18 protein-coding genes are annotated in these 19,599 nt (G+C 69.0%); 12 read left to right on the forward strand and 6 right to left on the reverse strand.

The genetic code is table 11. From position 1 onward, the window contains the following. Nucleotides 1-147: 147 nt before the first annotated feature. The gene (locus OU415_RS20820; protein WP_270950591.1) at nucleotides 148-3,357 is read right to left on the reverse strand and encodes a right-handed parallel beta-helix repeat-containing protein; all 3,210 of its coding nucleotides are present in this window, start codon (nucleotides 3,355-3,357) and stop codon (nucleotides 148-150) included. Between the two features lie 213 nt (nucleotides 3,358-3,570). Between OU415_RS20820 and OU415_RS20825 the strand changes: the two genes are divergently transcribed. Then, nucleotides 3,571-4,371: a sensor histidine kinase gene (locus tag OU415_RS20825; RefSeq protein ID WP_270950592.1), complete on the forward strand. Its 801-nt coding sequence runs from the start codon at nucleotides 3,571-3,573 to the stop codon at nucleotides 4,369-4,371. A 6-nt stretch (nucleotides 4,372-4,377) separates the two neighbouring features. Here the strand turns inward: OU415_RS20825 and OU415_RS20830 are convergent, their stop codons facing one another. Further along, nucleotides 4,378-4,623, reverse strand: coding sequence for a DUF397 domain-containing protein (locus OU415_RS20830; RefSeq protein WP_333778319.1), 246 nt, complete (start codon nucleotides 4,621-4,623; stop codon nucleotides 4,378-4,380). An 8-nt stretch (nucleotides 4,624-4,631) separates the two neighbouring features. Continuing rightward, the gene (locus tag OU415_RS20835) at nucleotides 4,632-5,474 is read right to left on the reverse strand and encodes a helix-turn-helix domain-containing protein (protein ID WP_270950593.1); all 843 of its coding nucleotides are present in this window, start codon (nucleotides 5,472-5,474) and stop codon (nucleotides 4,632-4,634) included. A 37-nt stretch (nucleotides 5,475-5,511) separates the two neighbouring features. Here OU415_RS20835 and OU415_RS20840 point away from each other — a divergent pair, with 37 nt between their 5' ends. Together OU415_RS20840 and OU415_RS20845 are read left to right on the forward strand one after the other, a co-directional pair. Then, the gene (locus OU415_RS20840) at nucleotides 5,512-5,643 is read left to right on the forward strand and encodes a hypothetical protein (protein WP_270950594.1); all 132 of its coding nucleotides are present in this window, start codon (nucleotides 5,512-5,514) and stop codon (nucleotides 5,641-5,643) included. A gap of 72 nt (nucleotides 5,644-5,715) precedes the next feature. Then, nucleotides 5,716-5,976, forward strand: coding sequence for a hypothetical protein (locus tag OU415_RS20845; protein WP_270950595.1), 261 nt, complete (start codon nucleotides 5,716-5,718; stop codon nucleotides 5,974-5,976). Between the two features lie 292 nt (nucleotides 5,977-6,268). On the opposite strand, the gene OU415_RS20850 is transcribed toward OU415_RS20845, so the two are convergent. After that, a complete protein-coding gene (locus OU415_RS20850; protein ID WP_270950596.1) occupies nucleotides 6,269-6,991 on the reverse strand; it encodes a response regulator transcription factor in 723 nt (240 codons plus the stop codon). Nucleotides 6,992-7,306: 315 nt separating this feature from the next. On the opposite strand from OU415_RS20850, the gene OU415_RS20855 reads away from it, so the two are divergent. Beyond that, nucleotides 7,307-7,834 (forward strand): RICIN domain-containing protein, encoded by a 528-nt coding sequence (locus OU415_RS20855; protein ID WP_270950597.1) that lies wholly within the window; start codon nucleotides 7,307-7,309, stop codon nucleotides 7,832-7,834. Nucleotides 7,835-8,117: 283 nt separating this feature from the next. On the opposite strand, the gene eccCa is transcribed toward OU415_RS20855, so the two are convergent. Together eccCa and OU415_RS20865 are read right to left on the reverse strand one after the other, a co-directional pair. Continuing rightward, a complete protein-coding gene (gene eccCa / locus OU415_RS20860) occupies nucleotides 8,118-12,053 on the reverse strand; it encodes a type VII secretion protein EccCa (RefSeq protein ID WP_270950598.1) in 3,936 nt (1,311 codons plus the stop codon). 65 nt (nucleotides 12,054-12,118) lie between these two features. After that, nucleotides 12,119-12,277 (reverse strand): hypothetical protein, encoded by a 159-nt coding sequence (locus OU415_RS20865; RefSeq protein WP_270950599.1) that lies wholly within the window; start codon nucleotides 12,275-12,277, stop codon nucleotides 12,119-12,121. Nucleotides 12,278-12,321: 44 nt separating this feature from the next. Here OU415_RS20865 and eccD point away from each other — a divergent pair, with 44 nt between their 5' ends. The 8 genes from eccD to OU415_RS20905 all read left to right on the forward strand — a co-directional run bounded on the left by eccD (nucleotide 12,322) and on the right by OU415_RS20905 (nucleotide 19,597). After that, on the forward strand, nucleotides 12,322-13,707 hold the full coding sequence (gene eccD / locus OU415_RS20870; RefSeq protein WP_270950600.1) for a type VII secretion integral membrane protein EccD: 1,386 nt from the start codon (nucleotides 12,322-12,324) through the stop codon (nucleotides 13,705-13,707). Between the two features lie 94 nt (nucleotides 13,708-13,801). Then, nucleotides 13,802-15,232: a type VII secretion protein EccB gene (eccB, locus tag OU415_RS20875; RefSeq protein WP_270950601.1), complete on the forward strand. Its 1,431-nt coding sequence runs from the start codon at nucleotides 13,802-13,804 to the stop codon at nucleotides 15,230-15,232. Between the two features lie 104 nt (nucleotides 15,233-15,336). Next, the gene (locus OU415_RS20880) at nucleotides 15,337-15,690 is read left to right on the forward strand and encodes a hypothetical protein (protein WP_270950602.1); all 354 of its coding nucleotides are present in this window, start codon (nucleotides 15,337-15,339) and stop codon (nucleotides 15,688-15,690) included. Nucleotides 15,691-15,719: 29 nt separating this feature from the next. Further along, a complete protein-coding gene (locus tag OU415_RS20885) occupies nucleotides 15,720-16,022 on the forward strand; it encodes a hypothetical protein (RefSeq protein WP_270950603.1) in 303 nt (100 codons plus the stop codon). A 22-nt stretch (nucleotides 16,023-16,044) separates the two neighbouring features. Further along, a complete protein-coding gene (locus OU415_RS20890; RefSeq protein WP_270950604.1) occupies nucleotides 16,045-16,413 on the forward strand; it encodes a hypothetical protein in 369 nt (122 codons plus the stop codon). Nucleotides 16,414-16,506: 93 nt separating this feature from the next. Continuing rightward, nucleotides 16,507-18,675, forward strand: a complete 2,169-nt coding sequence (locus OU415_RS20895) for a hypothetical protein (RefSeq protein WP_270950605.1) — start codon at nucleotides 16,507-16,509, stop codon at nucleotides 18,673-18,675. A 141-nt stretch (nucleotides 18,676-18,816) separates the two neighbouring features. Then, nucleotides 18,817-19,248 carry a YbaB/EbfC family nucleoid-associated protein gene (locus OU415_RS20900; RefSeq protein WP_270950606.1) on the forward strand — a complete coding sequence of 144 codons (432 nt, stop codon included), beginning with the start codon at nucleotides 18,817-18,819 and terminating at the stop codon, nucleotides 19,246-19,248. After that, nucleotides 19,241-19,597 (forward strand): hypothetical protein, encoded by a 357-nt coding sequence (locus tag OU415_RS20905; RefSeq protein ID WP_270950607.1) that lies wholly within the window; start codon nucleotides 19,241-19,243, stop codon nucleotides 19,595-19,597. The genes OU415_RS20900 and OU415_RS20905 overlap by 8 nt, the downstream gene beginning before the upstream one ends. Nucleotides 19,598-19,599 lie beyond the last annotated feature (2 nt).

Consider the following 19,599-nt stretch of genomic DNA (forward strand, 5'->3'; position numbering starts at 1 on the left):
GGGGAGGGAGCACCTACCGGTGCCTTCACCCGTTCCGGTACTTCCGCCGTCTGCTGTTCGGGGTCTTGGAATGCAGTTTCAATTGAAACTGCAAATCCCAGGCACGGCGGATCACAGTTTCAATTGAAACTGCAGACCTCCGGCGTGTCAGACGGGTAGGTCTTCCGGGTGGATGTTGCGGAGGTCGGTGAGGGTTGGGGTGGGGAGGGCGCTGAGGCGGCCCGCTTGGCGGGTCATGGTCGTTTCGAGCAGCTGGCGGGCGTAGCGGGCGTTGCCGAAGTTGCGGTCGCGGGGCAGCTCCTCGAAGTGGCGGTGCAACGCCGCGAGGACGTCCTCGCCGCACTCGTAGCCGTTGGTGAGCGCGTTGCGGTCGAAGATCTCGGTCAGCTCCGCCGCGGTGTAGTCGGCGAACTCGACGTGGCGGGAGAAGCGCGAGCCCAGGCCCGGGTTGGTGGCCAGGAAGTCCTGCATCTCCGCCGAGTAGCCCGCCACGATCACCACGACCTCGTCGCGGTGGTCCTCCATCAGCTTGACCAGCGTGTCGACGGCTTCGCGCCCGAAGTCGTTGCCACCGGTGGAAGTCAGCGCGTACGCCTCGTCGATGAACAGCACGCCACCGCGCGCCCGCTCGAACGCGTCGCGGGTCAGTTGTGCGGTGTGGCCGATGTACTTGCCGACCAGGTCGGCGCGGCTGACCTCGACGAGCTGACCGGTCGGCAGCACCTCCAGGTCGGCCAGCACCTCGCCGTAGAGCCGGGCCACGGTCGTCTTGCCGGTGCCGGGCGGGCCGGCGAACACCAGGTGGTGGCTGATCTTCGGCGTCGGCAGCCCCGCTTCGGCGCGACGCCGGTTGGCCGCCAGCAGGTTGACCAGGTCCTCGACCGCCGACTTCACCGCCGGGATGCCGATCATCTCCCGCAACCGGCTCAGCGCCGTCGGCTTGTCCGGCTCGGCGGCTTCGGGTTCGGCGCCGACGTCGGCGGGCAGCATCCGGGACAGCTCGTCCTGGTCCACCGAGGGCAGCCCGGCCAGCCGGACCGCTTGCCGGTCGATCATCTCCTCGAACAGCTTGCGGGCCGCGCGGCCGTTGCCGAAGTCGGCGCCGCGGTGCAGCCGCTCGAAGTAGCGCTGCAGCGCCTCGCGGGTGCCGTCGCCGAGTTCGTAGCTGTGCGCCTGGCACATCCGCTCGACGATGGTGACCAGCTCGGGCACCGAGTAGTTCTCGAACTCGACGGTGCGGTTGAAGCGGGACGCCAGGCCGGGGTTGGAGGCCAGGAACCCGTCCATCTGCTCGGAGTACCCGGCGGCGATGACCACCACGTCGTCGCGGTGGTCCTCCATCAGCTTGACCAGCGTGTCCACCGCTTCGCGGCCGAAGTCGGGACCGCCGCCGCCCTGCGCGTTCAGCGTGTAGGCCTCGTCGATGAACAGCACCCCGCCGAGGGCTTTGGTGAACGCCTCGGTGGTCTTGATCGCGGTGCCGCCGACGATCTGCGCGACCAGGTCGGCGCGGGCCACCTCCACCAGGTGCCCGCTGCGCAGCGCGCCGAGCGAGGCGAGGATCTCGCCGTAGAGGCGGGCGATGGTGGTCTTGCCGGTGCCGGGCGGTCCGGCGAAGATCAGGTGCCGGCTCATCGGCAGTGCAGGCAGCCCGGCGGCCTCCCGCCGCTTGGCCATCTCCGTCAGGTTCACCAGCGTCGTGACCTGCTGCTTCACCCCGTCCAGGCCGACCAGCGCGTCGAGCTCGGCCAGCGGTCCGGCTTCCGCGTCGCTGGTGCCGGCGTTGTCCCTGCTGTCCAGGTTCTCGATCTCCAGCCGGTCGCCGCCGGAGCTGTCCGGGGTGCGCACCCCGGATCCGCCGTTGCCGGTGGCGGTGCAGTTGGTGACCGCGACGGGCTCGGTGGTCTCCACCCGGACGCCGTCGCGGGTGTTGTCGACCAGTTCGCAGTCCTCCAGCGTGGCGCGGCCGCCGCTGGCCACCAGCACGCCGTGCCCGTCGTTCTTGACGACCTTGCTGCGCAGCACGGTCAGGTCCGCGTGGTCGGCGATGGTGATGCCGTCGCCGGTGCAGTCGCGGACCTCGCACTCCCGCAGCATCCCGGTGCCGCCCTTCTCGACGGCCACCCCGGTTGCGGCCCGGATCACCGCGCGGTCCACGGACGGATCGGCGTCCTCGCCGATGCGCAGGCCGGTGCGCGCGACGCCGCCGATCTCGACGTCCTCCAGGCGTCCGTGCCCGCCGCCGAACACCGCGATGCCGTCGCCGCGGACGTCGCGCACGGTGATCCGGCGCAGCATCGGGTTCGCCCCGGCGCGCACGGTGATCGCGGTGCCCTCGACGTCGTCGACCTCGAGCCGCTCGAACTCCGCGACGGACTCGTCGGTGAGCACCACGCCGTCCTCCGCGCAGTCGCGCACCGAGGTGTCGCGGAAGACCGGCCCGGCCAGCTCGCCGACCTCGATCGCGGCCTTGCGGGTGCCGAAGATCCGCAGCTCCTCGTAGCTGCCCTTGGCCTTGTCGGTGATCAGCAGGCCGTTGGCCTTGGTGCGGCCGACGCGGCAACCGGTCACCACCGGTTCGCTGCCGCCCAGCACCACCAGGCCGTGCTCGCGGGTGGCGGTGAACGAGCAGTCCTGCAGGGTCGGGCGGCCCTGGCTGTTGATGTAGGCGCCGATCGCCACGTCCTTGACCGAGGTGCCGCGAATCGTGGTGCTGCTGCTGGCTTCCAGCGCGATCGCGGGCTTGTCGGTGCGGGAGATCTGGCAGTCCTCGACGGTGCCGCGGGACTCGGCGTTAGCGCAGACCCCGTTGCCGCGGCTGTCGCGCAGCACGCAGCGGCGGATCATCGGCGCCGCCCGGTCGCTGATCACGATCGCCGAGCTTCCCAGGTGCTCGACCACGCAGTCCTCGACGACGCTGCCCGCCTCGGAGGTGTCGACGATCCCGGCGCCCGCGGAGTTGGTGACCCGGCAGTCGCGCATCGCCAGCGAACCGGATTCGCGGGCCAGCACGGCGGTCCAGGCCGAGCCGGTGACCTCGCAGTCGTCCATCGCCGCCTGCCCGCGCGGAACGTCCACAGTGGGCAGTTCGGGGTCGCGTCCGCGCAGCACCAGCCCGCTGAGCTGCACCGCTTCGGACACCACGCGCACCGCGCTGCCGCGCACCGGGGACAGCTCCACGGTGCGCGAACCCTCGGCCGCGATGATGGTGACCACCTTGGTGATCACCAGGTTCTCCTGGTAGCGGCCGGGGTGCACCGAGATGACCGACCCGGGGCGGGCCTGCTCCAACGCCGCCGCAATGGTCCGGTGACCGTCGGATCCCTCCGCTCGAACGGAAAGCACAGGCCGCGCCACGATGAATTCCTCCAGTCGCCGACCCGGGCGCACCCGGATCCGCTTGAGTAGAAACGGTGTTCCCAGCCTGCCTCGCGCGCTCGGGCGGCGTTAGTCCCAACAACGTCGCGCACGGACCCCTATTCATGGGACTCCCGGCGCGCGGTTAACGGGAGGTTGAATGGAGGTACTGATCGGTGGGGCAGCCGGCGAGCGCAACAGAGGTGACCGAACGTGGCCAGGGTGAGCAGCGGGCTGGTCGCGGCCTGCTTGGCGTCGAGCGCGACCGGCTGGCTGCTGGGCCGCTGGACGCGCCGCTACCCCCGGGCCGAACTGCGCTGGCTGCGCCAGGAGCTCACCGCGACCAGCAACGCGCTGATCGAAGCCGAGCAGGAGCGCGCCGACCTCCGCCGGGCGCAGCGCGAGCTGATCACCGCGATCTCCCACGAGATGCGCACCCCGCTGGCTGGAATCCGCGCCGCAGCGGAGGCCCTGCAGGACGGCGTGGCGCAGGAACCGCAGCGCTACCTGGACGGTCTGATCGGCGGGGCGCAGCGGCTGAACCGGGTCACCGGCGATCTCTTCGAGCTGGCGCGGTTGCAGGTCGAAACCGTCGAGCGGACCCCGACGCGGCTGGCCGACCTGCTGGATTCCGCGCTGGCGGCGGCACTTCCGGTCGCGCTGGAGCGCGGGGTGCGGCTGCACGGCGTCGGCCTGGACAGCGCGACGGATCCGGTCCGGGTGGACATCGCGGTGCTGACGCGGGCGTTGGCGAACCTGGTGATGCACGCGGTCCGGCACACGGTGCCCGGCGAGCCGGTGACGGTGACGGCGATGGTGTCGGGCGACGAGATCGAGGTGATCGTCGTCGACGGCTGCGGCGGAGCGGCGGACTTCGAATCCGCGCTGGAACCGGCGGACAGCGGCCTGGCAATCACCCGCGGCCTGATCAGAGCCCACGGCGGAGACGTCCGAGTCGACCAGGTCACCGACGGCTGCCGCTTCACCACCCGCCTCCCCGCCGGCCTCACCTGAGCTGCACTACCAGCGACGATCCCGCAATCCAGAGACGAACGCCGCCCACTGACGACGGGGGAAGGCCAGCACGGCCCCATCCCGGTCCTTCGAGTCCCGAACCCCGACCACCTCAGGGTCTAACGACACCTCAACGCAGTTTCCTTGCCCGGCGCTTCGGCTCGACGTCCGCCAGCCCACCTCTACGCAGTTCTGCGCTCCGTTGCTGCGGCTGGATTTGCGCCAGACCATCTCGTCCGATTTCCGCAGCATGATCACTCCTAGCTAAGCGCTGCAATCTCCCGATTGATCAGCGACAACGTGTCCCTGTCGCTGATAGCGGCTACCCGCAATCGATCGAAAACCAGGCTATATGCGCGGGTGTGCTGCGGTCGAGACAAGTAATCGGAGCTGGTCAGGCTCTCGATGTAGGCGATATCCGAGTTGGCGTGCTCGAGGTGGAGGAGGGTAAAGGCGATGCCGAGGCCCGCGTGAGCTCCGCTCTCCAGCGGGACCACCTGGATCGTCACGTTGTCCAGTTCCGCGAGGGAGCGCAGCCGCTCCAGCTGAGCCCGATGAACGTCTCGATCGCCGACCCGTCGCCGAATCGCTTCCTCTCCCAGCACGACACACAGCAAGGGCGGGTTCGAGCCGAAGAACCTCGCCGAACGTTGTTCGCGCGACTCCGCCATCGCATCGACGTCGACCGACGGAACTACGACCGAGGCTGAAAGCAGTTCGCGCGCATAGTCAGCGGTCTGCAGGACTCCCGGGATCGTGTCGCCGTAGAACAGCTTGATCTCAGAAGCACACGCCTCGAGGTGCACGTACTTCTTCGCCCAGTCCGGCACGCGCGCCGGCGGGATCTTGCGCCGCGCATCCTTCGCCATCTCGAGGACCCGGTCGACTGCCTTCTCCTTGGCCCCGTACAGCGCGACCAGAGCCTGAACGTCCTTATCAGACAGCTTGCTCTCGCCCGTCTCGATCTTGCTGATCTTGTTGCGGTACCAACCGAGAGCTGCCGCAGCCTCGTCTGCGGACAAGCCAGCGTTCTCACGAAGTTCGCGCAGCTCGGCTCCGAGCACGAGTCGCTGCACCAGTGGGCCGGGGTCGTTGCTGGTCATGCGCACAAGTCTGCCTTCCCTCTATACGGCGAACATCATGACTTCCACCGTCGAGGCTTACTGCGGGGCGGAGGCCGAAGCGTCGCAGCTGCATGACCGGTCCGAAGTGGACTGGGTGCGGGAGCAGGCCTGCATGGACTGCTGGCGCATCCTCGCCGAACGCCCCTGACCCAGCCGCGTCACCTGAGTCCGCGTCAATTTCTCGCGAAATTGACCACCCATCGCCCGAAAGGACCACGCCATGTTCTGGATTCAGCTGAGCACCTTCGTCCTGTTCAACGTGCTCATCCTCGCTCTGCTCGTCACGCACGTCTCGGTGCCAGGACTGCGGTTCGCCACCGGTCAGCACTCGGGCACGGGCGATGGCGAGTACACGGTCTGGCGCCTCATAGCCGACATCGAAGCCGAGAACCGCGCGATATCCCCCGAACCACCACAACCCCAGTTTCCCGACTTCGACCCTGACGACCAACCCACCGGACGCCACCACCTGCGCCTGTGAGCGGTCGTGAGTGCGTAACAGTGTTCGAACACTGTTACGCACTCACGACCCCCAGTCCCGGCTCACAGCACCAGGTGAAGAGCGAACGGGCCGTTTTGCGCCGTCTGGCGAGGCAAACAGGCCGTTCGCTCCAACCCCTGAGCCGGGCCGGTGCGGCTGGACATCCCCCGGCATCAGCCGCGCCGGCCCACTCCGGCGGCCGGGCGCGACCCCCTCCCCGCGCCCGGCCGCCCTCCAAAACGAGAGCCCGGTCAAAGGGCAGGGTGGGCTTCTTGTTCCAGTGTTGTCGTGCTCAGTTCGGGGCTGGGCCGAAGCGGTAGCCGACTCCCCAGATCGTGTTGAGGATCGTCGGGTTGGCCGGGTCCGTTTCGATCTTCTCGCGGAGGCGGCGGACGTAGACGCTGATCATCGACGAGTCGCCCACCTTCCACTGCCAGACCCGCTGCATCAGCTCGTCCTTGCGGAAGGTTTCGCCGGGGTGGTCGAAGAAGAAGTCCAGGAGGTCCCGCTCGCGGCCGGTGAAGCGCAGCGGTTTCCCGGCTTTCGTGACCTGGCGGGTCGTCAGGTCCAGGACCAGGTCCTCGACCTGGCGGGTCTGCGGCGCCTGCTGCGGCTGGACCGGTTGGCCCGCGGTGCGGCGGAGCAGGGCTTGGGCGCGGAGTACCAGTTCGCGCGGGCTGAAGGGCTTCGTGACGTAGTCGTCGGCGCCGAGTTCCAGGCCGTGGATGCGGTCGTCCTGCTCGCCCAGGGCTGTGACCAGGATGATCGGGACGTTGCTCTGCTCGCGGAGCTTGCGGCAGACGTGGGTCCCGTCGAGGCGGGGCAGCATCCGGTCCAGGATCACCAGGTCCGGGTTGAACGCCTGGAAGCCGTCCAGCGCCATCACGCCGTCGGCGGCCACCGCGACCAGCATGCCCGCGTGGTTCAGGTAGCTGGCGATGACCTCGGCCATCATCGGATCGTCCTCGACCACGAGCACTCGGTGCCGCCGCACCGCACCGGACCCGCTCTCCACCGCACTCCTCCGCTCGACCCGACCGGGGTCGAGCCTATCTGCTCCACGACCTGAACCGGGGGCGGGCAGGCGGCCGAGACCGGTTTCCCTTGCCATGGCGCCGGTTTGGGCTCTCACCGCCGATGCGGCGTCCGCAAGAGCGTTACACAATTCGCCCGTTTGTATTCGGATGGGTGGTCGTTGGTAACCCGGGAGGAGGGAGAACGCCGATCTCCGCTGCCGGTCACCTGCAGACGCGATCAGTATTCGTTTCGCACCGACTGTCCGATTCGGCGCGGTGTCCACATCGTCACTCCGATGATTGAGGAAGTGAACATGTCTTCGTTCTTCACCACCCGACGCCTCGGCGCCATCACCGGTACAGCACTCGCGCTCGCCCTCGGCCTGGGAGCGCCCGCCGCGACAGCGGCGCCGGCGCCGCACGTCAAGGCCATGTGCCTGGACGTCGGCAAGACGCGGGACAAGGGCGACAAGGCGACGATCTGGGAGTGCGGCGACAACCCCAACCAGCGGTTCGTGATCTCCGGCGGGCAGATCAAGGTCGAGGACACGATCGGCACGCGGCAGCAGGAACGGTGCCTGGACGCCGGCTGGACCCGGACGAACGGTGCCGGCGTGCACCTCTGGGAGTGCGGTGACACCAACACCAACCAGAAGTGGATCGTCCGCAACTCGCAGATCGTGCTCGCCGACACGGTGGGCAAGGCCCAGGAGATGTGCCTGGACACCGGTAGGACCAGGGAGAAGGGCGACCGCGTGCACATCTGGCGGTGCGACGACCGCAACAAGAACCAGCAGTGGGTCCTCCAGCGCGGATACATCAAGGTCGCGGACACGCTCTGACGCCTGAGTGCCTGTCTGAAGCACTCGCTTTGCGTGGCGGTGCGGGTAGCGGAACCTCAGCGTCCGCCTGGACTGCGGGTGCCCACCCTTATGTATGCCAATACACGGCGGGTGGGCCGTCCTCGCCAGGCGAACGCTGAGAACCCGCGGCGGTGCCGGTTGCTTGGGTGGGCTATGCGCCTGCGGCGCATCACAGCAAAAGATCAAACGCCGAGATCACAAGGCAGGTTCTGAGAAACGTCCGGCCCCCGTCGCGACGCTGCGACGGGGGCCGGAGCACGAATCAGTCCTTGAGCAGCGGGGTTTGCAGCAGGACGGTCTTGCGCCGGGTGATGTACTGCGCGCGGCCGGTCGGCAGCTTCTTCGGGCGGACGTCGTGGAACGCGGTGCCTTCCGTCGGCGGGCAGGACAGCAGGACCGCCGGGGTGTTGACCTCCTGGAGCCGCCGGAGCAGCGGGTCGTAGAGCGCGCGGGACAGGCCGTTGGCGCTGCGGGAGACGATCACGTGCAGGCCGATCTCGTGGCCCTGCGCGAGGCAGTCCAGCAGCGGGACGAACGGGTTGTCGGTCTGGTCGGTGCTGACCATGTCGTAGTCGTCGACGATCAGGAACAGCTCCGGACCCGTCCACCAGTCGCGCTGGCCGAGCTGCGCCGGGCTGATCTCCGGGCCGGGCACGCGTTCCCGCATCGCCCGCGACGAACCGGCCACCGCGTCGCGCACGATGTCCTTGGAGACCGCGTAGCCGAGCCGGTACTCCTCCGGCACCGCGTCGAACAGCTCGCGGCGGAAGTCCACGAAGGTGATCCGCGCCTGCTCGGGCGTGTACCGGCTGGTGATCGCGCGGGCGATGTGCTGCACCAGGTTCGTCTTGCCGGTCGCGTCGTCACCGGCGATGAGCAGGTGCGGGTGCTCGGTGAAGTCGTGCCACAGCGGCTCGACGTCCTCACCGGACAGGCCCAGCGGCACCCGCAGCTGACCGGTGGGGGCCGGCAGCTCACCGGCGTCGAGGACGACCGGCAGCATCTTCACCGGCGGCGCGGCCGGACCGGGCCAGGCCGAGGAGATGGTGCCGATCAGCTCCTGCGTGCCCTCGGACGTGCTGCCCTCGCCGTCCAGCCGCGGCAGCCCGGCGAGGAAGTGCGCCTGGTCCTCGGTCAGGCCGCGACCGGAGATCTTCGGCACCGTGGCGGCGGCGCGCATGTTGATGGTGGATTCGACCGGGTCGCCCAGCCGCAGCTCGAGGCGGGTGCCGAGCTGGTCGCGGATGCCGTTGTTGACCTCGCCCGCGCGGCCGGCGGCGATGATCAGGTGGATGCCGTAGTTCAGGCCGCGGGTGGCCAGCAGGGTGAACTGCGGCACCAGGTCCATGAAGTCCTGGCGGATGGTGGTCCAGCCGTCCACCACCAGGAACACGTCGCCGTAGGGCTCGTCGGCGAACTCGCCGGCCGCGCGGCGGCGCCGGTAGGTGGCCATCGAGTCCACGCCGAGCTCGGCGAACCGCTGCTCGCGCTCCTCCATCAGGGCGTTGACCTGGTTGATCGTGCGCAGCATCCGCTCGCTGTCGAGGCGCCCGGTGACGCCGCCGACGTGCGGCAGCCCGGTCAGCGAGGAGAGCATGCCGCCGCCGAAGTCCAGGCCGTAGAACTGCACTTCGCGCGGGGTGTGGGTGAGCGCCAGGGCGGTGATCAGGGTGGCCAGCAGGGTGCTCTTGCCGCTCTGCGGACCGCCCGCGACGAGCACGTGCCCGCCCGATCCGGACAGGTCGGCGATCAGCGGCTCGTGCAGCTGGTCGAAGGGCCGGTCGATCACGCCGAGCTGGACCCGCAGGTTCCGCTCGGTGTCCACTGTGGTCAGACCGCGTGCCGGGTCGATCTCCAGCGGCGGCAGCATCTGCTCCAGCGTCGGCGAGACCTCCAGCGGCGGCAGCCACACCCGGTGCGCGGGCGGCCCGGACCCGACCAGCCGCTGCACCGCGACCTCCAGCAGCGACTCGCCCGCTTCATCTTGCTGCGCAACGGGTTCCTCGGGTATCGGCAGTTCGCGGGACGGCACGTAGGAGGTGGTGTACGGGACGATCTGGCGAGCCACCACGGACTGCCGGATCTCGCGCCGCGCGTGCCGGTAGGTACCGGAGACGTAGGCCGCCTTGAACCGGGTCAGGGTGTCCACATCGGTCTTGAGGTACCCGGCGCCGGGCTGCGAGGGCAGCTGGTGGGCGTCCGGGACGCCGAGCACACCGCGGCTTTCCATCGCCGAGAAGGTGCGCAGGCCGATCCGGTACGACAGGTGCGATTCGAGCTGGTGCATGCGGCCCTCGTCGAGGCGCTGCGAGGCCAGCAGCAGGTGCACCGAGAGGCTTCGGCCGAGGCGGCCGATCATCACGAACAGGTCCATGAAGTCGCGGTGCGCGGCCAGCAGCTCGCTGAACTCGTCGACCACCACGAACAGGGTCGGCAGCGGATCCAGGTCCGCACCTTCGGCGCGGGCCTTCTCGTACTCGGTGGCCGAGGTGAAGTTGCCCGCCTTGCGCAGCAGCTCCTGGCGGCGGACCAGCTCGCCGTGCAGGGCGTCCTTCATCCGCTCCACCAGCGACGCCTCGTCGGCGAGGTTGGTGATGACCGCCGAGGTGTGCGGCAGCTCGTCCAGGCCGAGGAACGTCGCGCCGCCCTTGAAGTCGACCAGCACGAAGTTCAGCGTCTCCGAGGAGTGCGTCAGCGCCAGCGCGAGCACCAGGGTGCGCAGCAGCTCGGACTTGCCGGAACCGGTGGCGCCGATGAGCATGCCGTGCGGCCCCTGCCCGCCCTGCGCGGACTCCTTGATGTCCAGCTCGATCGGCGTGCCGTCGCCGGTGACGCCGATCGGCACCCGCAGCCGGGCGGCGCCCGAGGCCCGCTGCGCCTGCAGCTTGGGCACGTCGAAACCGCGCAGGTCGCTGATGTTGAGCAGCGTGGTCAGCTCGAAGTCGGTGGCCAGCGGCTCGGTGGTGTCGGTGGAGATGGCCAGCCGGTAGGGCGAGAGCAGGCGGGCGAGGGACTCGGCGCGGAGCGGGCTGAGCGCGTCCGGCCGGCCGATCGGGGAGGTGCTCTCCTTGCCCGCGCGCCCGATCCGCACCAGCTCGGCGCGGTCGGGGGTGACGCGCATGAGCAGGGTTCGGGGATCGCTCTGCCAGTCCAGGGCATCGCTGAGGTCGATCACCGTGGCGTTGCGGTAGCCGTTGGTGGCCATCCGGCTGCCGGGCGCGGGCTGCGCGCCGTCGAGCACCACCACGACGTGCGGCTCGTCGCGGGTGGGCATCGCGTCGCGGTCGAAGAACGGGCGCCCGGCGAGCTCCTCGCCGAGGAGTCCTTCCAGCTCACCTGGGGTTTCGGCGACCAGCCGGACCGGCCCGGCGCCGTCGGTGTCGGTCGGGTGCAAGCAGTGCGGCAGCCACTTCGTCCACTGCCACTGGTCCAGCTCGCGGCCGAGGACCACGATGCGCAGGTCCTGCGGCGCGTGCAGCACGACGAGCTGGGCGAGCATCGAGCGGACCATGGCGCGGGCTGCTTCGACGTCGCCGCGCACCAGGATCCGCGCGTAGGCCCGCAGGTACAGCGGGACCGGCTGGTCGGCGACCGTGGCGTAGGCGCGGATGAACCGGCGCAACGCGTGCGCGGACAGCGGTTCGAGGTCCTCCACCGGCTTGGTGTTGAGCTGCCCGATCCGGGTGCCGAGCTGCTGGTCGCCGACGGCGATGCGGACCTCGCCGAAGTCCGGGTGCTCCGGGCGGACCTCCCACAACCGGGAGGTGCGCACCAGCGACCAGATCGCGTCCGGGTCCGGGTGCCGCCAGGTCTGCGCCTTGCGCTGCGCCACCACCGTCTTGCGCACCTGGCGCCGGGCTTGGGCGAGGTAGCGCAGGTAGTCGCGGCGGGCGCCGGTGATCTGGCGCTTGCGCTCCGCGGCGGTGCGCAGGAAGTTCGCGGCGAGCATGCCGAGCGCGGCCAGCACCATCATGCCCATCGCGAAGTACATGATCGTGCCACCGCTACCGGCCATGCCGGGGCGGAGGAAGATCATCACCATCGCCAACGAGCTGAGCGCCATCGGCATGTAGGTGATCATCCCGGAGAAGCCGCTCTGCGTTTCGGGCAGCTCCGGAGGTTCCTGGAGGGTCAGCTCGCCGGACGGCATCGGCGGCCCCGGTTGCCGTTCTGGACGGCGGAACAGCGTGACGCTCACGCGGATTCCCTTCCCGCTGGGGAAAACTGTGACCCGCGAAGAATTCCACCGGACGGCGGGGATTTTCAGGTCACGTAAATCGGCGACACCACGATCACCGGAATTCGCCCTAGGGTTTTGCACCAGGACGGCGGCGCCGTCCCGGTCTCGACGATTCGAACCGTCCCCCGACGATCGAGGCTGATCTCGACGGTGCCGGGCATCGCGATTTCGGTGCCCGGCACCGATTTTCGCCGAATCCTTGCGGGAAGAGGGAGCGTGAACCGGCGTGAGCACCACCAGTGCGGCCGCGGGCCTGTGCCGGCTGTCCATCCGGGCACCGGATCGGAACTTCGACCTCGCGGTGCCGACCGACGTGCCGCTGATCGACCTGATGCCGACCATCGTCAGCTACGCGGGCCCCCAGGTCGAAGAGGCCGGGTTGGAGCACGGCGGCTGGGTGCTGCAGGACGTCGGCGGTGATCCGCTGGACGAGGAGTCGACGCCGGAGGCGTTGGACCTGCACGACGGCCAGGTGCTGCACCTGCGCTCGCGGCAGGAGGTCATGCCTGCGGTGCACTTCGACGACCTGGTCGACGGCATCTCGAAGGGCATGCAGGAGCGCCCGTGGGCCTGGAAGCCGGCCGCCACCAAGCGGCTGCTGCACGGATCGGTGCTGGTCGCGGCCGGGATCATCTGGCTGGGGCTGTTGCTGCCGGGTGGGTTCCCCGGCGAATGGCTGGTCCGCTCGCTGGCCGCTGGTGTCGCAGCGCTGCTGCTGCTGGCCGCGTCGTTGTCGGCATCGCGCGCGGTCGGAGACGCCTTCGCCGGCACGATCTTCGGTCTTGCCGCAGTGCCCTTCTTCGCGCTGGCCGGGTTCCTCGTGCCTGGGCCAGGGGCGTCCGGGATGGCGGTCCTGCTCGCCGCGGCAGCCACGGCAGCCGGTGGTGCGGTCCTGGCGCTGGCGGCTTCCGGGACGCATCCGCACGCGTTCCTCGGGGTGCTGGTGGTGTGCGTGTTCGGCGTGATCACCGCGCTGTTGGCGCTGGTCACGAGCACCATGGCCGAGGCGGTGTCGGCGACCGCGATGATCGCGGTGCTGTTCGGCGCGTTCGTGCCGGGGCTGTCGTTCCGGGTGGCCGGGCTGAAGATGCCGCCGCTGCCGACCAACTCCGAGCAGCTGCAGGAGGGCATCGACCCGCACCCGAGCCGCAACGTGCTGGACCGGACCGCGATCGCCGACAAGTACATGACCTCGCTGTTCCTGGCGGTCGGCGCGGTGTGCGCGGTGGCGGTCTTCGGGCTGCTCACCGAACCGGACTGGGCGACGTACACGATGGCCGGCGTGCTGAGCGCGATCATGCTGCTGCACGGGCGTGACGTCGGCGGCATCTGGCACCGGCTTTCCGTTGTGCTGCCCGGGGTTCTCGGCGTCACGATGCTGCTGCTGGCGCTGTCCATGCAGGACTTGTTCGGACGCCTGCTGCTGTTCGTCGGCGTCGCGCTGGTCGGAACGGCGCTGATGGTGTCCGGCTGGGTCGTGCCGGGCAACCGCCTGGTCCCGTATTGGGGACGCGCGGCGGACATCATCCACGTCCTGCTCGCGGTGAGCCTGATTCCGCTGATGCTGACCGTTCTGGGCGTGTTCGGCTGGATTCGAGCCTTCAACGGCTGACCGACGTTCGTGAGTGGTTCGGGGTGTCATAGCGCCCCAAAGCACTCACGAAACGGCGGATCCTCTTCGAGACTTTCGGTAAGGGCGTGGGAGTGTGCAGTCGCGGCGGGACCAGGTTCAGGCGCACATGTTCATCATGGGGCGGCTCAGCGCCGGGATGTTGCGGGCCGATCCGGATATCTCCGACACCCCGCAGCGGCGGACTTCGCGCGGTGTCGTCATCGGCGTGGTCATCTCGGTGCTGCTCGGCCTCGGAACGTTCCTGTTCGGGCTGATCAAGCCCGGCGGCGCGACCGCGTGGCAGGTGCCGGGCGCGGTCGTGGTGGAGAAGGAGTCCGGCGCGCGCTGGCTCTACCTCGCCGGCGAGCTGCACCCGGTGCTCAACCAGGCGTCGGCGCGGCTGGTCGCGGGCGCGGACATGACCGTGCACACGGTGTCGGCGAACTCGCTGGTGGGAACGCCGCGCGGCGCGACCATCGGCATCCCCGGCGCGCCGGACGGGTTGCCGTCGCCCGGCGCGCTGAGCAGCGACCCGTGGCTGTCGTGCGCCGCGCCGGTGGACGGGAAGCGGGACTTCACCGCGCTGATCGGTGAGGCCGAGGGCACCGGGCTGACCAAGGACGAGGGCGCGCTGGTGTCCGGTCCGGACGGCGCGGTGTTCCTGGTGTGGTTCGGGCACAAGCTGCGGATGGACACCGAATCCGCCGGTCCCGCCGCGCTCGGCTACAGCACGGCCGACCCGATCGCGGTGCCCGCCGGGTTCCTCAACGCGCTGCCCACCGGCCCCGACCTGGTCGCCCCGGAGGTGGCCGGTCGCGGCAACCCCGGGCCGCAGCTGGCCGGGGCGCCGAGCGTGGTCGGGCAGCTGTTCCGCGACGCCGCTGGCAAGCCGTACCTGCTGGCCGAGTCCGGGCTGGTGCCGCTCACCGACACCCTGTTCAAGCTGATCAGCGGCGATCCGCGGACCCAGGCCGCCGCCTACGGCGGACAGCCGGTGCAGCCCCGGCAGATCGGTGCCAGCGACATCACCGCGCACTCCGCTCCCGCGGCGGCGAAGGACGAGCTGACCCGCGGAGGCGCGTTCCCGGCCGCCCCGCCGCAGCTGGTCGGCGACGACGACAAGCAGGCGCTGTGCGTGTCCACCACCCCGGCGCCTGCTGTGACCAGCGTGTCCCTTGTGGACCGAAGCGTCGTGGATGCCGCGCGGCCGACGTTGCCGCAGCCGGGGATCGCCCTGTCCTGCACCCGGCCGGACCGGGTCGGCGTGGAGCCGGGCACAGGTGTGCTGGTCGCGGTCGAGCCCAGCGGGGAAACCCCGTCGCCCACCTTGTTCCTGGTCGCGGACAACGGCGTGAAGTACCCGGTCCCGTCCGCCGAGGTGGCCGGAGCGCTCGGGTACGCGGCACCGCCCGTCGCGATGCCTGCGCTGCTCGTGGACCAGCTGGCCACCGGGCCGGCGCTGGACCCGGCGGCGGCCGGGCGACCGGTCACCGAGCTGCCGCCGGTGACCCCGCCGCAGTGCTGAATTCCCTTGCCACGTCCCTGTTCTGGGATGTGGTTGGAGCACCCCCGCCGGTTCTAGTTTCGGTCGCGAGGGTGCGGGCGGAGACGACAACAGGAGGAAGACCGGTGGTACTGGACGCAGGCCAGAACGGGCAGCAGATCGTCACGCAGTCCGCGGCGATCAAGCAGGGCATCAACCAGCTCACCCAGCACACGTCGATCATGCAGAGCACCGAAGCGCAGGTCACCGCGCTGTGCGACGACCTGCGGGTCGCCTACGTCTCGAGCGCTTCGCAGCAGCTGCTGCAGAAGATCAACGACTGGCTCGGGCTCTACCGGCAGGCCAAGGGCGAGTTCGACCGGATCATCGACGGCCTGCAGGGAACGGACACCAAGTTCCTGGACATCAACGAGCAGAACATCCAGGAGGGCCACAAGTTCATGAACGACTTCTACAACGGGCTCTCCGGCAGCAAGTGACCCACTGACCACGCACCCAGGAGGTTCGAATGAGCGGGCTCGAAGGAATTCTGAAGACCAACCCCAACGCGGTCAACGAGATCTCCCAGCAGATGACCACCCTGGCCGAGAAGATGCGCCAGCAGATGGAGCAGCTCGAGGTCCAGCTGGGCAAGCTGGCCCAGGAGTCCGGTGGTCAGTGGGCCACCGAGTGGGCCAACGCCCAGACCAAGATCAACGAGCTGGAGCGCCAGATGGACAACCAGATCAAGGTCGGCGGTGTGACGGTGAACCAGATGAACGAGAACAACCTGAACACCGACAACACCACCAAGCAGTACTTCGTCCGCTGACGTCGCCCGAGGTCGAAGAACCATGGTGGAGAAGGACACGAGCACCGGCGACGAGATCAAGTTCTCCGAGTCCGAGTTCAACAAGATCAAGGGTTGGTTGGAGCAGCTCCAGAAGGAGCTCGCGGACGAGCCGAACCTGCAGAAGCTGGCCCTCAACAGCGACCAGCTGCTGCTGCCGGGGTCCTCGCCGGCCGCGACGGACCTGAAGGGACAGGCGGCGACGTTCGCGAAGTCCGTCACCACGGCGGTCCAGGGCATGACCAGCACGACGCTGCCGAAGCTGCGGCACGGGCTGGACGAGGCCATCCGGCAGTTCAACAACAACGAAGACGAGAACACCTACACGATTCAGCAGTTCATGGCCGACCTGGGAATGGGCGCTAAGGCGTAGCCGGGACCCGGGATCTGGCTCGAGAGTTCGCGGTGGGTGACCGCGGGGCGTTGCGGAGAGGTGGACGGCGTGGCAGGCGCCTGGGAACAAGCGGTGAACAGCGTACTTCCATCGGATCAGCCGATCCGCGATCGCAACGACCTCGCGGGCCCCGGCTCCCCTTCGTGGATCGAAGACGCCGGGATCTCGGTGGGCGGTGTCAGCCCGAGCTGGGACGTCGTGCGCGGTGGCACCACCACCGTCACCAACAACGGCCAGAGCTCCACGCTGACCGTCCAGATCTGGGTGAAGCTGAACTGGGGCCTGCTCCGGGACAACTACACCCTCCAGCAGCTGTTCGGCCTCGGTGAGCAGTGGCTGGACCCGCTGGTGCGCGGCGGGGCGAACTCGGTCACCCGGCAACCGAGCTTCGGGGAGCTGGCCGACACCCTGGAAGGCGCCCGCGACTTCCTCGACCGGAAGCGCGACGACGTCGCCAGCTGGGCGAAGCAGATCGAATCCGGCGGTGAGCTGGAAGGGGCCACGGCGACGGCGGTGCAGAACGTCCTGCAGAGCCTCAGCAAGCAGATCGGTGCGTTCAGCGCCGAGATCTCCGACTCCGTGCTGGTCGGCCAGTTGCGCGAATCCGGGACCAAGCTGGGCACCGAGCTCAACCAGCTGCTCGACAAGTTCATCGACTGGCGCAACGGGAGCGCGGTCGGCAACGCGGATGCCTGGACGGGCTGGAACAACAACAAGAACTACGCCGATCCGGTGGGAAAACCGGGTGGGGAGGAAGCCAACCTCTCGAACCCGGCGCACGCCGTCGCTGCCGCGCTGAACAAGTACCAGCTGTCGGTGAACATCGGCTACAACCAGCAAAACGGTTCCTGGGACGTCAAGGACGTCGACTTCGGCCTGGGCGATGCGAGGGACGGCGCAGCGCTGAAGGAGAACCTCGACAAGGAGGCCAAGCAGGAGTGGCTGAACTACTTCGCGGCCAAGCTGGACCCCGGCACCGACAGCACCTTCAACGACGTCCAGAGCGAGTACCAGTCGACCAAGAACAACATGCCGCAGCAGCCGAAGTTCGGCCCGGTCGGCGCTGGCGGTGGTGACCAGCCGCCCGGTGGTGGCAACGGGAACGGCGGCGGTTCCGGTGCCGACCAGAACGTCGACATCCCGCCGACCGACACGAACACCGATGTGCCGCCGACCGACACGAACACCGATGTGCCGCCCACGGATGAGAACTCGGGTGATCAGAACGTCGACGTGCCGCCGACCGATGAGAACTCGGGCGATCAGAACGTCGACGTTCCGCCCACGGATGAGAACTCGGGCGATCAGAACGTCGACGTACCGCCCACCGATGAGAACTCGGACGGCCAGGACTTCGATGCACCGGACACCGACCTCGACGGGCAGGACGACGCCAACGGCGGCAAGGGCAGCCTGACCGATCCGAACAACCACGGCGGCGGGCAAACGCCACCGCCACCGCCGCCGGTCACCACGTTCAACCCGTCGCAGTTCACGCCGAACGGGATGAACAACCTGTTCCCCAACAGCGGCGGCGGGAGCGGCGTGGTGGGGCCGGACGGCAAGCTGCTGACGAAGCCGGACGGCTCGCCGCTCAACCTGCCGCCCGGCGCGAAGATCAACCCGGACGGAACCGTCACCAAGGCGGACGGGACCCAGCTGCGCGATGCCAACGGCAACCTGGTCAAGGTGCCGCCGGGATCGTCGATCCAGCCGGACTTCCCGCCGGGATCGGTGGTGAACCCGGATGGAACCGTCACCACCCCCGACGGGACCCAGCTGCGCGATTCACACGGCAACGTGGTCAAGGTGCCGCCGAACTCGATCTACCACCCGAACTCGTCGAACAGCAGCTTCTACCCGCCCCTGGGCAAGATGACCCTGCCGCCGGACCTGCACACCTCCGGCAACAAGTTCTCGTCGTACAACCCGTCCGGGCTGGAGACCACCAAGCGCGGTGGGTTCGGCTCCGCGGAGATCAACGATCCGACGCGGCGGTCCACTGTGAACTCCTCGGCGTTGGACGATGCGCTGCGCAAGCCCACCAACCCCGCCACCGAGAGCAGCTTCAAGGGCGGCAAGGGCGGCGCGGGTGGTCAGCAACCGATGATGCCGCCGCCGATGGCGGGTGGTGCTGGTGGCGGCGACCAGAACAAGGACCGGCAGCGCACCACCTGGCTGTCCGAGGACGCCGACACCTGGAACACCGACGAGGGCTTCAGCGGCGCCATCGGCCGCTGACCTGCGGAGATCGGTGTCTCCCGCAAATTCCATTGAAATCGGACCTCCGATTTCAATGGAAATCGCGGGTCTGATTTCCATTGAATTTGCGGATTTCCGGACGTCGGGGTCCGGGACGGCTTGAGGACGTGAGGAGGAGCGGTGGGTCGAGTGCCCTTCAACCTGCAGGCGCAGCTGGACCAGGCGATGCGGGAGATCACCGAGACGCAGCAGCGGATGCAGGAGCTCGAGGAGGAGCTGCGGGCCCGGTCGGCGACTGCGCGGTCCAAGGACCGGATGGTGTCCGCGACGGTCGACTCCTCCGGGGGTTTGAGCAAGCTGGAGTTCCACGACGAGCGGTACCGGTCGATGGCCAAGGCCGAGCTGGCCGACGCGATCGTCAAGGTCGTCGGCCAAGCGCGGGCGGACATGACCGCGCAGGTCAACGCCGCGGTGGAGCCGCACATGGGGGAGGCCGCCGAGCTGCGCGAATCGCTGCACAGCGGATCGAACTGGGGCGAGTTCCTGGCGCCGCTGTTCAAGGCGCAGCAGGAGGCGTCGAACTTCCCGGACGCGGGGCGGCGCGATGGCTGAGCGGATCCAGATCCCGGAGGACCTCAAGCAGCGGTTCAGCAGGTTGCTGCTGGCCGAGGACGACATCCGCGAGGCGCTGTTCATCTGGAACGGTCTGGACCAGGCGGTCAAGACGGCGGCCGGGAACGACGAGGAGACCTCCAAGCAGATCAAGGAGAAGGCCGACCAGGTCAACCCGAGCCTCACCGAGCTGCTGACCTCCCTCGGCGACGCGTTCGGGATCAACTCGGAGAAGGGCCAGGAGACCCACAAGAAGTTCGCCGACGCCGACGCCCAGAACACCGAGATCGCGAACAAGTTCGGGACGGGTACCGAGGGTGGTTCGTTCTCCGGTGGCGGCAGGCACTGATC

The sequence above is a fragment of the Saccharopolyspora oryzae genome (genome assembly GCF_027853915.1).
Taxonomy (GTDB): Bacteria; Actinomycetota; Actinomycetes; order Mycobacteriales; family Pseudonocardiaceae; genus Saccharopolyspora; species Saccharopolyspora oryzae.

Excerpts from the sequence above, each read along its gene's own strand:
- OU415_RS20830 (WP_333778319.1), bottom strand. The coding sequence starts at position 4,623 with ATGCTGCGGAAATCGGACGAGATGGTCTGGCGCAAATCCAGCCGCAGC.
- OU415_RS20835 (WP_270950593.1), bottom strand. The coding sequence starts at position 5,474 with ATGACCAGCAACGACCCCGGCCCACTGGTGCAGCGACTCGTGCTCGGA.
- OU415_RS20840 (WP_270950594.1), top strand. The coding sequence starts at position 5,512 with ATGACTTCCACCGTCGAGGCTTACTGCGGGGCGGAGGCCGAAGCGTCG.
- OU415_RS20845 (WP_270950595.1), top strand. The coding sequence starts at position 5,716 with ATGTTCTGGATTCAGCTGAGCACCTTCGTCCTGTTCAACGTGCTCATC.
- OU415_RS20855 (WP_270950597.1), top strand. The coding sequence starts at position 7,307 with ATGTCTTCGTTCTTCACCACCCGACGCCTCGGCGCCATCACCGGTACA.
- OU415_RS20885 (WP_270950603.1), top strand. The coding sequence starts at position 15,720 with ATGAGCGGGCTCGAAGGAATTCTGAAGACCAACCCCAACGCGGTCAAC.
- OU415_RS20890 (WP_270950604.1), top strand. The coding sequence starts at position 16,045 with ATGGTGGAGAAGGACACGAGCACCGGCGACGAGATCAAGTTCTCCGAG.
- OU415_RS20905 (WP_270950607.1), top strand. The coding sequence starts at position 19,241 with ATGGCTGAGCGGATCCAGATCCCGGAGGACCTCAAGCAGCGGTTCAGC.